The 11341-nt window shown below is 73.3% G+C and carries 11 protein-coding genes; 8 read left to right on the forward strand and 3 right to left on the reverse strand.

The window, feature by feature from the left end:
* Positions 1–49: 49 nt before the first annotated feature.
* The 3 genes from ACFWB8_RS12055 (at position 50) to ACFWB8_RS12065 (ending at position 2988) form a co-directional block, all read left to right on the forward strand.
* Positions 50–1414: a hemolysin family protein gene (locus tag ACFWB8_RS12055; protein ID WP_385224893.1), complete on the forward strand. Its 1365-nt coding sequence runs from the start codon at positions 50–52 to the stop codon at positions 1412–1414.
* The gene (locus tag ACFWB8_RS12060; RefSeq protein WP_385224895.1) at positions 1411–2490 is read left to right on the forward strand and encodes a hemolysin family protein; all 1080 of its coding nucleotides are present in this window, start codon (positions 1411–1413) and stop codon (positions 2488–2490) included. Before ACFWB8_RS12055 ends, ACFWB8_RS12060 begins: the two co-directional genes overlap by 4 nt.
* Positions 2491–2577: 87 nt before the next feature.
* The gene (locus tag ACFWB8_RS12065) at positions 2578–2988 is read left to right on the forward strand and encodes a hypothetical protein (protein ID WP_385224897.1); all 411 of its coding nucleotides are present in this window, start codon (positions 2578–2580) and stop codon (positions 2986–2988) included.
* Positions 2989–3027: 39 nt separating this feature from the next.
* Here ACFWB8_RS12065 and ACFWB8_RS12070 read toward each other — a convergent pair whose 3' ends face one another.
* Positions 3028–4998, reverse strand: coding sequence for an AAA family ATPase (locus ACFWB8_RS12070; protein ID WP_385224899.1), 1971 nt, complete (start codon positions 4996–4998; stop codon positions 3028–3030).
* Positions 4999–5373: 375 nt separating this feature from the next.
* Entirely contained in the window at positions 5374–6027 is a 654-nt protein-coding gene (locus ACFWB8_RS12075) for a uridine kinase (RefSeq protein ID WP_385224901.1), read from the reverse strand.
* A 181-nt stretch (positions 6028–6208) separates the two neighbouring features.
* Here ACFWB8_RS12075 and ACFWB8_RS12080 point away from each other — a divergent pair, with 181 nt between their 5' ends.
* The 5 genes from ACFWB8_RS12080 (at position 6209) to ACFWB8_RS12100 (ending at position 10831) form a co-directional block, all read left to right on the forward strand.
* Positions 6209–7609 (forward strand): peptidase C39 family protein, encoded by a 1401-nt coding sequence (locus ACFWB8_RS12080; protein WP_385224903.1) that lies wholly within the window; start codon positions 6209–6211, stop codon positions 7607–7609.
* Positions 7610–7691: 82 nt separating this feature from the next.
* Complete coding sequence (locus ACFWB8_RS12085; RefSeq protein ID WP_385224905.1) at positions 7692–8156, forward strand: SPW repeat protein; 465 nt, start codon at positions 7692–7694, stop codon at positions 8154–8156.
* Between the two features lie 158 nt (positions 8157–8314).
* Complete coding sequence (locus ACFWB8_RS12090) at positions 8315–8467, forward strand: SCO1431 family membrane protein (RefSeq protein ID WP_385224907.1); 153 nt, start codon at positions 8315–8317, stop codon at positions 8465–8467.
* A 331-nt stretch (positions 8468–8798) separates the two neighbouring features.
* On the forward strand, positions 8799–9512 hold the full coding sequence (locus ACFWB8_RS12095) for a TetR/AcrR family transcriptional regulator (RefSeq protein ID WP_385224909.1): 714 nt from the start codon (positions 8799–8801) through the stop codon (positions 9510–9512).
* 143 nt (positions 9513–9655) lie between these two features.
* On the forward strand, positions 9656–10831 hold the full coding sequence (locus ACFWB8_RS12100; protein WP_385224911.1) for an acyl-CoA dehydrogenase family protein: 1176 nt from the start codon (positions 9656–9658) through the stop codon (positions 10829–10831).
* Positions 10832–10927: 96 nt separating this feature from the next.
* Here the strand turns inward: ACFWB8_RS12100 and ACFWB8_RS12105 are convergent, their stop codons facing one another.
* Positions 10928–11185: a hypothetical protein gene (locus ACFWB8_RS12105; RefSeq protein ID WP_385224913.1), complete on the reverse strand. Its 258-nt coding sequence runs from the start codon at positions 11183–11185 to the stop codon at positions 10928–10930.
* Positions 11186–11341 lie beyond the last annotated feature (156 nt).

The following is an 11341-nucleotide window of genomic DNA, read 5'->3' on the forward strand; positions in this document are numbered from 1 at the left end:
ACGGATCGTCCGGTAGTACCCGCGCCGCCCTCCCCCCGGAGGCGGCGGCATGACCACCCCGCTGCTCCTGCTCGTGGCGGCATTCGTTCTGATCCTCGCCAACGGATTCTTCGTGGCAGCCGAATTCGGCCTCGTCACCGTGGAGAGACCCGAGGCCGAACGCGCCGCAGCCGACGGAGACCGCCGTGCCCGTACGGTGGTCAAGGCCCTGCGGGAGCTGTCCTTCCAGCTCTCCGGCACCCAGCTCGGCATCACCATCACCTCCCTCGTCGTCGGCATGCTCGCCGAGCCGGCCCTCGCCGCCCTGCTGGCCGGGCCGATCGCCGCGACGGGCCTGCCCCGAGGAGCCGTCCCCGGCGTCGCCGTCGTCATCGGGATGCTGCTCGCCTCCGCCGTCCAGATGGTCGTCGGCGAGCTCGTCCCGAAGAACTGGGCGGTCTCCCGGCCGCTCCAGGTGGCCCGCGTCGTCGCCGGCCCCCAAAACGCCTTCTCCCGCGCCTTCCGCCCGGTCATCGCCGGCCTCAACGCCGTCGCCAACCGCCTCGTACGCGCGCTCGGCGTGGAGCCCACCGACGAGATGGCTTCCGCCCGCACCCCCGGCGAACTGGTCTCCCTGGTCCGCCATTCGGCCCAGGCCGGCGCCCTCGAACAGGACACCGCCGACCTCTTCGTACGGACCCTCTCGCTGGGCGAACTCACCGCCCAGCACGTCATGACCCCCCGGATCCGGGTCAGCGCACTCCAGCACACGGCCACCGCGGCCGACGTGCTCAACCTGACCCGCGCCACCGGTCTGTCCCGATTCCCCGTCTACCGCGAGCGCATCGACGAGATCACCGGCGTCGTCCACCTCAAGGACGCACTCGCCGTCCCCGAGGACGAGCGCGGGCGCACCACCGTCAGCCGCATCTGCGTCGCCCCGCTGCGGGTGCCCGGATCCCTGCCGGTGCAGCCGCTGCTGGAGCGGCTGCGCAGCGAACAGCCGATGGCCGTCGTCGTCGACGAATACGGCGGCACCGCCGGAGTCGTCACCCTGGAGGACATCGTGGAGGAACTCGTCGGCGAGGTCCGCGACGAGCACGACCTCGCCGAGGACGAGAGCCCCGAGCTGGCCGCCGTACCCGCCGAGGACGGCCGCCCCTCCTGGGAGGCCGACGGCAGCTGCCGCGTCCAGACCCTGCGCCGGATAGGCCTCGAGGTCCCCGAAGGCCCGTACGAGACCGTCGCCGGCCTCGTCGCCGACCTGCTCGGCCGCATCCCCGCTCCCGGGGACCGCGCCGAACTCCCCGGCTGGAAGCTGTCCGTCCGCCAGGTCGGCCGCTACCGCGCCGAACGGGTCCGGCTGGTGCGCACCACGCCGCTGGGCACCGTGCCCGCGCCCGCCGAGCTGGAACCGGTGGGTGGCCGCCGGTGAACGCGCTCCAGCTCCTCTTCGCCCTGCTCCTCGTCCTGGCCAACGGCTTCTTCGTCGGCGCCGAGTTCGCGCTCGTCTCCGTGCGCCGCAGCCAGATCGAGCCCCTCGCGGCCGGTTCCAAGCGGGCCCGCCAGGTGCTCCACGGCCTGGAGAACCTGCCGCGCATGATGGCCGCCGCACAGTTCGGCATCACCGTCTGCTCGCTCACCCTCGGCGCGGTCGCCGAGCCCACCGTGGCCCGGCTGCTGGAGCCCGTCTTCCAAGCGGCCCACGTGCCCGAGGGCATGATCCACCCCCTCGGCTACGCGCTCGCGCTCGCCGCCGTGGTCTTCCTGCACCTGGTCATCGGCGAGATGGTCCCCAAGAACCTCGCCATGGCCGCACCCGAGAAGACCGCGCTGTGGTTCAGCCCCGGCCTGGTCGCCTTCGCCCGGCTGTGCGGGCCGGTCACCACCGCACTCGGCGCCTGCGCCAAGCTCGTCCTGCGGCTCTTCAAGGTCGAGCCCAAGGACGAGGTCGAGGCCGTCTACACCTCCGCGCAGCTCGGCCGGCTCGTCGAGGACTCCCGGCAGGCCGGCCTCCTCGACCCCGGTGAGCAGGAGCGCCTGGAGGACGCCCTGGAGCTGGGCAGCCGCCCGGTCACCGACGTCCTCCTCGCCCCGGGCCGGCTCGTCACGGTCGGCCCCTCGGCCACCCCGCGGCAGATCGAGCAGCTCACCGTCCGCACCGGGTACTCCCGCTTCCCCGTCCGCTCCGACGACGGCGCCTTCATGGGCTACCTGCACGTGAAGGACGTACTGGACCTGGAGGACCGGGAGCGGGCCGTACCCCAGCGGGTCTGGCGCCGGATGACCATCCTGTGTTCCACCCTCCCGCTGGACGACGCGCTCAGCGTCATGCGCCGGGACGCCACCCACCTCGCCCAGGTCGCCGACCCGGCGGGGCGGGTCCTGGGCCTGGTCGCCATGGAGGACGTCCTGGAGATGCTGGTCGGCGAGGTCCGCGACCCCGCCCACCGCACGGCCCCGCAGGCCCGCAGGCCCGAACTCCGCCCGGAGCGCGCGCTCACCGCCTGACACCGTCGCCGGACCCGTCGCACGACGGGTCCGGCGGCCACGATCGTCCGTCATACTCGCGCCACGGCGGTGTGAGGGGGCGCGGTCATGCGGTCAGAGTTCCGGGACACGGCCCGCGAGGTGCTGGACCGGCTGAGGGAGGACCCCGACGCACCCTCCCCGGTGGCACGCCGCCTGCGGGAGGTGCTCCTCGACCGGCTGCCGGCCGATCGCGCGGGCGCCTTCGTCGCCTTCGAGCGCGCACCGCACGCACCGGCCGCCGCCCATGACCTCGAGTCGGCCCTGACGGAACTCGCGGCAGCGGACCCGGCGTTCGCGACGCAGGTGCGCGCCCTGCTGCGGGGAAGGCTCGGGGACGGCGAGGCGGACGCGCAGTGGGCGGAGCGGTACGGCGGACGGCCCCTCTCGGCGGTCTGGTTCCTGATCGCCCTGGTCATCGCCTTCCTGGTCGTCTCCGCGATCGCGGCCTTCTCCGGTCCGCCCCCAGTCATGCCGTAGGGGCCCCGGTCATGCCCGCAGGAAGGGCACCGGCCGGGCTCACAGCGTCGGCGGCTCCGGCCGCTCCTGCGGCCCACGGCCCGACAGGACCTCCCCGTACGCCTGCATCAGGTCCGGCAGCCGCAGCGTCGCCAGGTCGTCCCGCGAAGGATCCCCCGCGAAGCCCGACAGCCGCAGATCCCGGTACGCGCAGCTCTTCTCGTACAGGGTGCGCAGGAACCGGCCGTTGCCCAGCTCGTCGATCCAGCCCTGCTCCACCACGTGCCCGCTGATGCTGCGCAGTTCCTCCAGCGCCTCCTCGTCCCAGCGGTCCCCGTTCGCATCGGCGAGCACCCCGCCGATCGCGGTCAGCTCCGGCGGCCGGTAGCTGGGGAAGTCCACCCGGGTGGTGAACCGTGAGGACAGCCCCGGATTGGTCGCCAGCAGCCGGTCCATCCCGGCCGGATAGCCCGCCAGGATCACCACCAGGTGGTCGCGGTTGTCCTCCGCCCGCTTCAACAGCACCTGCAGGGCCTCGTCCCCGTACGCGTCGCCCTTGCTGTAGCCGGAGTTGGACAGGCTGTACGCCTCGTCCACGAAGAGCACCCCGCCGATCGCCGAATCGATCAGCTCGTTGGCCTTGACCGCCGTCTGCCCGAGGAACTCGCCGACCAGGTCCGCCCGCTGGGCCTCCACCAGGTGGTCGCCGCCGAGCAGGCCCAGCGCGTAGAACACCCGGCCCAGGATCCGGGCCACCGTCGTCTTGCCCGTGCCGGAGGGCCCGGAGAAGACGAAGTGCCGTTTCGGCGGCTGTACCGGTAACCCCTGGCCGGCCCGCAGCCGGGCCATGTGCAACTGCGCCGAGAGCGCCTTCACCTGCCGCTTCACCGGCTCCAGACCCACCATCCGCTCCAGCTCCGCGAGCGCCTCGGCGAGCGCCGCCGGATCGGCGGGCCCGGTGGGCAGCCCCGCCGGCGCCGGCTGCGGCGGCACCGACACCTTGCGCCGTACGCCCTCCAGCCGGCCCCCGCCCCCGCTTCCGCCCGCGCCGGGCGGCTGGGGCGGCGCTCCCGGGCCGTGGCGCGGCTCCGGGGGATCGGCGGCCGTCAGCGGGTCCTGCTCCACCTGCCCGTCCGCCGCGATGTCCTGTACGGGACCGCCGCCCAGCGCCACCGCCGCGAAGCCCCCGCCGCCGGGAGCCAGGCCGTGCCCGCCGACGCGGGAGTCCCCGGCATGGCCCTCGTACCCGTCGTACCCGTCGATGCAATCGCTGTCCTCGATGGCCGTCAGCCGGGCCGCCGTGTCCATGAACGCCGGATCCACCCGGTGCACCGCCCGGTACAGCGGAAGCGCCGCCGCGCTGCGCCCCGTGCCCTCGTGCGCCCGCGCCAGCCAGTACCGCAGCTCCTTGCGCTGCGGCTGCTCGCTGCGGCAGCGCATCAGCGCCGTCGACAGCAGGGGCTCGGCCTGCCCGTACATCTCCAGCCGGACCCGGGCCATCCCGCCGAACAGCCCCGCCTCGATCCCGAGCAGCGGATCGTCCACCAGCGGCTCGGTGTGCCGGACCAACTGCTCCCAGTCCTTGACCAGATAAGCCCGGCAGGCGTGCAGGAACCGCACCTGCGGATCCGCGTCCACCGGGGGCAGCGCCGCCAACGCCTGGTCCAGCTCGGGCACGTGGCGCCCGTCCAGCCAGTGCGAGGCGTGGGCCAGCAGCAGGTCCCGGCGGCTCTCCAGCACCGGCTGCACCCACCAACCCAGCCAGTACCAGGAGTTCAGCGTCCGTCGGTGCCGGGCCCGCTGCTCGCCGAAGCGGTCCCGGTGGGTGTACATGCGCAATAAGGCGTTGGTCGTGTCGACCCGGAGCGCGTGCAGGCCCAGCCAGGCGTCGGCCATCGCGGGATCCAGTCGTACCGCCGCCCGGAACTCCTCCTCGGCCTGCGGATAGGCGCCCATGGTGCAGGCGTCCACCCCCCGCAGCCAGGCAAGTTCGGCCGGGGCGTGGGTGTTGCCCGGCATGCCGAAATCCATCACGTCCCCCACAAGCCTGCCCCCGTGGTGCGCGGCAACCCCCGCGTGGTGCGCGCGAGTTGTCCAGCGCCGATGAAATCAGGGGTGCATCGTACCTGCGGTTACGCACCTTACGTAGGGTGCGGCGGGCATGCGTCGGGAACGCACCCCGGGCGGTCGTGGTGACGCAGGGTGAAGATTCGGGGTCGGTTTCGCCCGCGCGACGCGGCAGCGGAGGCGATCCGGACAGAACGAAGCCCCCGATCACGGGGGAACAATCGGGGGCTCCGCGTCCGCTGCGGCCTTGGAAGACCGCGCATTGAGAACGTAAGGCCGCTGCGGCGCCCGGGTCAAGCGGCCCGGTGGAGCCTTGGAGGAGCGGATATCAGGACCCGTTCAGGCCCGGGGGAGTTCGTCACCCTCGGTTACGGAAGCAGTTGTTCCCGGGGCCCCAGCAGTCCCGCAAGTCCACTCGTATCCCGTACCGCTCTGGCGTACCAGGGTGTCCGCGAAGGGGCGCGAAGGATCATCCGAGAAGTGCGCGAGCTCCGCGCGCTCCCATCCGTCCCAGAAATCGGAAAGTTCACGCCCGTCCCGGTTTCGCCCGCGCCCCCACGAGGTCACGCGCGGCAGCTCCATCCACAGCAGCCGCGCCAGATGCGGGCGCAGCACCCGCCGCCCGGCCCCGACCCCCTCCACGAGCAGCACCGCCGACGGCTCCAGCACCCGCTCCGGACCGAACCGCCGCTCCACCCAGTCGTACGGGGCCCAGTGCGCGGCCCGGCCGGCCGCGAGCGGCTCCAGCACCTGCGCGCGCAGCCGCTCCGGCCAGCCGAACAGTTCCTGGTGGGTGGCCACGTCGTCCAGATGCAGCACGGGTGCACCGCCCAGCGCCCCGGCGAGCCGCGCCGCGAAGGTGCTCTTCCCGGAACCGGCGTGCCCGTCGATGCCGATCAGCCGCACCGGGCCGAGGGACGGCGTCAGCGCGGCGAGCTCGCTCGCGAGGGCCTCGAGCGACTGCTGCGCGGGGGGTGACTGGTGTTGCTTCACCCGGCCAGCCTAGGCGGCCCCCCGGCGTCACCCCCGACACGGGCCCGTGGCTTCGGCGCCCGGCCACCGGGAACTGCAAGGGTGAAGGCCGGAGGAGCCCGAACCACCGCACCGACCACCGCACCGACCACCGCACCGACCACCGCACCGACCACCGCACCGACCCCTGGGGGCCACGCCGATGACCGCACCCACGCCACGCCGGGCCCTGCTCGCCGTCGCCCTGGCAGCCGCCACCGCCGCCACCCTGCCCGGGGGGAGGGCCTCGGCGGCCTCCTCCGGCCCCGCGGCGGCCGCCGCCCCGGGCGCCGCGCCGGCCCCCGCCTCCGGGGCGGCGTCCGCCAAGACCGTGGACAACCGGTTCTGGTTCTCGTACGCCCACTGGCGCGCCGGCTTCCACCAGGGCACCACCGCCGTCGGCGGCGCCCGCCCCGGCCTGGAGATCAAGACCCCGGCCGGCCGCATCGAGTACGCCGACCCGCACACCGGCAAGAAGAGCACCTGGGAGTACGCCACCTGGACCTCCCCGGTGCACGCCTCCACCGTGCCCGCCAGCGAGGCCATCGCCTCCTGGAACGCCCGCACCCCGGCCGGCACCTGGATCCAGACCGAGCTGCGCGGCACCTACACCGACGGCACCGCCACCCCCTGGTACGTCATGGGCCGCTGGGCCTCCGGCGACGGCGACATCCGGCGCACCTCGGTGGACGGCCAGACCGACGGCAAGTCCACCGTCTGGACCGACACCCTGGCCGTGGACGCACCCACCGCGGCCGGCGGCCTGCGGATCAAGGACTGGCGGCTGCGCCTGACCCTCTACCGCAAGCCGGGCGCCCTGCGCGGCCCCACCGTGTGGCTGGCGGGAGCCATGGTCTCCCACGTCCCGGACCGGTTCACCGTCCCCGCCTCCACCCCGTCGGGCGGGGCGCACGAGCTGAAGGTGCCCCGCTACTCGCAGGAGACCCACGTCGGCCAGTACCCCGAGTACGACAACGGCGGCGAGGCCTGGTGCAGCCCCACCTCCTCGCAGATGATCATCGAGTTCTGGGGCCGCAGGCCCGCCGCGAAGTCCCTGGCCTGGGTCAACAAGGCCTACGCCGACCCGCAGGTCTGCCACGCCGCCCGCTCCACCTACGACGCCGCCTACAAGGGCTGCGGCAACTGGCCCTTCAACGCCGCCTACGCCGCCACCTACCGCCAGCTCGCCGGCCTCGTCACCCGGCTCGGCTCGCTGACCGACCTGGAGACGCTGGTCCGGGCCGGCATCCCGGCCATCACCTCCCAGTCCTTCCGGTCCGAGGAGCTCACCGGCGCGGGCTACGGCACCGCCGGCCACCTCATGACCGTCATCGGCTTCACGGCGGCCGGCGACGTCATCGCCAACGACCCCAACTCGGCCGCGAACCCGGCCGTGCGCCGGGTCTACCGGCGCCGCGAGTTCGAGAACAACTGGTTGCGCACCAAGCGGTACAACGCCGCGGGCAAGGTCGTCTCGGGCACCGGGGGAGTCTGCTACCTCTACGGCCCGATCCGCCCGAGCGCCGCCCAGGTCCAGGCGCTGCGGAAGGTCGGAGTGCTGTGAAAATGCCCCTGGTCCGAAGGGCTGAATAGGGAGATTATGGGCATAAGGGGCGCATAAGGCTTCTCGTAGAAGGCAGCCCACCATGACCACCCATCCGAACACGAACATCGAACACCACCCGGACCTTGCCGAGATGCGGACTCGGTTCGAGCGGGTGACCACCACTCCCCGCGCGCAGGCCGTGGAGGCACTGGCCCTGATCACGGGCCTGTACCTGGCGGCTTCGCCATGGATCGCCGGCTTCAGCGGGCTCGGCCCGCTGGCCATCAACAACCTCATCGCCGGCCTGGCGTTCTGTCTGTGCATGGGCGGGCTGGGCTCGGCGTACGAGCGCACCCACGCGATGGCCTGGACGGCGGTCGCGATCGGTGCCTGGACGATCGTCGCCCCCTGGGTCATGGCCGGTGAGATGGACACGACCCGAAGCGTGACGAGCAATGTCATCACCGGCGCCGTCGCCCTGTGCCTCGGCCTGGCCATGGCGGCCATGGCGGGCGGCAGGCGCGACAGCCGGCGCGGCGGCGGCAGGCGCGACACCGTCACCTGAGCGGACACCGGCCCCGGCGGACGCTCCCGGCATCGCCGGGCCCCGGCCGACCACGGTCGGGGCCCGGCGGTGGCTGTGTGACGCGTGCCGCGTGACGCGTGCCACCAGTGACCATCGTCTCTACCGCGAAAGCGGCGAACGCTGGCACATTGGACGGCATGACGACTTCCAGCGCCCCCCTCACCGCCCGTGCCCGCAACGTCGTGGGCACCGGTGGCCCCAAGGAGGACTCCGCCTGGCTCGAGCACGTGCTCGGCTGGACCCTCGTGGTCGTCGTCGCGATGTTCGTCACCCAGGTCGGCTGGCTCTAGCCTCCCCCGCCCCGGTCTCCCCGGCGCCCGCCTCCCGCAGCCCGGCCCGCTGCCGTCCCACCCGCCGGCTCCGCGCTCACCCCCTCGATGCAGCCGCTGAACCTGGTCAGGTGCGAGGTCACGTCCCCGCGCAGGTCCCAGGGAGTTCGAGGCCAGCCCGCACTCCTCCCGGCCGTCGCGCATCCGCAGCACCTTCAGCGGCCGGGTCTCGCGCCCTTGCCCATCAGGTGTTCCTCCCGTACGTCGTCCGGTGCGCAGGGAAGCGCTGAGGGGGAAGTGCCGGGATGCGATACTGCGGACATCCTGTGGCAGTTCGAGGCTAGGGCTGAATTTGAATAATAGTCAACAGCGTGGGACGACCGGGCGTTCGCAGGTTCGGCGGGCCGAACTCATAGCGATCGGGCGCAAGTTGTTCGCAGACACCTCGTACGACGCGCTCTCCGTGGACGACATCGCCAAGCACGCGGGCATTGCCAAGGGGCTCATCTACTACTACTTCAAGAGCAAACGCGGCTACTACCTGGCCATCGTCGAGGACTCGGTCGCCGAGCTCGTCGCCCGCGCCGGCGGGGAGACCGACCTCCCCAACGCCGAACGGGTGCGCCGCACCATCGACGGCTACCTGTACTACGCCGAGCACCACCAGGCCGCCTACCGCACCATCGTCACCGGCGGGGTCGGCTCCGACTCCGAGGTCCTCGCCATCCGCGACGCCGTCCGCGAGGAACTGGTCGCCACCATCGCCGAAGGCGCGTACGGGCACCGAACCGTCCCGCCCCTCGCCCGGCTGGCCCTGGTCGGCTGGCTCTCGGGAGTCGAGGGAATCACACTGGAGTGGATCGGCGGGCTCGCGGCGCGGGCGGCGGCGGGTGCGGGGGCCGCGGCGGGTGCGGGGGCCGACGGCCAGCCGGACCACGCCCAGCTCGGCGCCCTCCTGGTCAGGCAGCTGCGGGCGACGCTGACGGTGATCGCGGAGTTCGTCCCGCAGTGCCCGGCTCCGCCCGTCCCGGACGGTGATCTCGTACCCGTGACGGGAAGCTCCTGATCAGGCATACTCAACCGCCGCAGCCACTGAACAGCCCCTTCCGCGATCCGGAGGGGCAGTATCGGCTGTGAGAGCACCGAGACCCGGCGTCGCGTCACACCCTCACGCGCCGCCCCGTGCCCACGAATGAGGAGAGCGCCGCCATGACCGACCGCGCCCCGCAGCCGGTTGACCGTCAGCTGCCGACCGAGGAGTCCCGCGACCTTCTGGCGCTCGTACGCGAGATCGCACAGCGGGAGATCCGCCCCCGGGCCGCCGAGGAAGAGGACTCCGGGCGCTTCCCGCGCGAGGTCTTCACCCTGCTGTCCGAGGCCGGCCTGCTCGGGCTCCCGTACGCCGGCGAATTCGGCGGAGGCGAGCAGCCGTACGAGGTCTACCTCCAGGTCCTGGAGGAGCTGGCCGCGGCCCGCCTCACCGTCGGGCTCGGCGTCAGCGTGCACTCCCTGGCCTGCCACGGCCTGGCCGGCTACGGCACCAAGGAGCAGCAGGGCGCCCACCTGCCCGCCATGCTCGGCGGCGGCCTGCTCGGCGCGTACTGCCTCTCCGAACCGGCCGCGGGCTCCGACGCGGCCTCCCTGACCACCAAGGCGGTCCGGGACGGCGGGGGAGACTGGGTCATCACCGGCACCAAGGCCTGGATCACCCACGGCGGGGTCGCCGACTTCTACACGGTGCTGGCGCGCACCGGCGCCGAGGGCCCCAAGGGCATCACGGCCTTCCTGGTCCCCGGCGACGCGCAGGGCCTGACGGCGGCCGTCCCGGAGAAGAAGATGGGCATGAAGGGCTCGCCCACCGCCCAGCTGCACTTCGACGGGGTACGGGTGCCGGACGGCCGGCGCATCGGCGAGGAGGGCCAGGGCTTCACCATCGCGCTGGCCGCCCTGGACGCGGGCCGGCTCGGCATCGCGGCCTGCGCCATCGGCGTCGCGCAGGCCGCGCTGGACGAGGCCCTGACGTACGCGCTGGACCGCAAGCAGTTCGGCCACCCGATCGCGGACTTCCAGGGGCTGCGCTTCATGCTGGCCGACATGGCGACGAAGATCGAGGCGGGCCGGGCGCTGTACCTGGCCGCGGCGCGGCTGCGGGACGTGGGCAAGCCGTTCTCCCGGCAGGCGGCCATGGCCAAGCTGTTCTGCACCGACGCGGCGATGGCCGTCACCACGGACGCGGTCCAGGTCCTCGGCGGCTACGGCTACACCGCGGACTTCCCGGTGGAGCGGCTGATGCGGGAGGCGAAGGTGCTGCAGATCGTGGAGGGCACGAACCAGATCCAGCGCATGGTGATCGCCCGCCACCTGGCGGGGCCGGAGACGCGCTAGCCGCTCGTCCGGTGCGCTTGGTTCCGGCGCGGAGGGCGCGCGCCGACCGTGAGCCGTACCCGGGCCCCTGCCGTGCGTGACGCGGCCGGGCCCGGGCTACTGGCCGCCGAAGAGGGGGCCGGTCGGCCAGATCGGGGAGGAGGCGATCCGGGACCACTCCGGGTCGCGGCGCCCGGGCACGGTCCGGCCGTCTTCGGTCCAGCGGGTCAGCAGGGCCAGGTAGATGGGCGGGTCGGGGTATCGGGCCGCCGCCTGGCGAACCGATTCTTCGTACCCGTCCGAGGCCGGCCGCCGCCGACGCCCCACCCGCGGTGTGGAGGTCTCCATCGTGGTCATGCCGGGCCAACGCGCCACCGCACCTCCGCGTAACCCCTCTCCACCGCCGCCCATCCGTTCGACCCCTCCCACTCTCCCCGTTCCCGCCTTAACGGCGCATACAGCCCTGCCGGCCCCCGCCGGCCCCGGCCGGGCGCGGTCCGCGCGGCGGCGCCGGCCCCGGAGCGCCGGTGC

Source organism: Streptomyces sp. NPDC060031 (assembly GCF_042736805.1).
GTDB lineage: Bacteria > Actinomycetota > Actinomycetes > Streptomycetales > Streptomycetaceae > Streptomyces.

Bases quoted from the DNA above. Each gene is read 5' to 3' on its own strand.
- ACFWB8_RS12055 (WP_385224893.1), top strand. From the start codon at position 50: ATGACCACCCCGCTGCTCCTGCTCGTGGCGGCATTCGTTCTGATCCTC.
- ACFWB8_RS12065 (WP_385224897.1), top strand. From the start codon at position 2,578: ATGCGGTCAGAGTTCCGGGACACGGCCCGCGAGGTGCTGGACCGGCTG.
- ACFWB8_RS12070 (WP_385224899.1), bottom strand. From the start codon at position 4,998: ATGGATTTCGGCATGCCGGGCAACACCCACGCCCCGGCCGAACTTGCC.
- ACFWB8_RS12080 (WP_385224903.1), top strand. From the start codon at position 6,209: ATGACCGCACCCACGCCACGCCGGGCCCTGCTCGCCGTCGCCCTGGCA.
- ACFWB8_RS12085 (WP_385224905.1), top strand. From the start codon at position 7,692: ATGACCACCCATCCGAACACGAACATCGAACACCACCCGGACCTTGCC.
- ACFWB8_RS12090 (WP_385224907.1), top strand. From the start codon at position 8,315: ATGACGACTTCCAGCGCCCCCCTCACCGCCCGTGCCCGCAACGTCGTG.
- ACFWB8_RS12100 (WP_385224911.1), top strand. From the start codon at position 9,656: ATGACCGACCGCGCCCCGCAGCCGGTTGACCGTCAGCTGCCGACCGAG.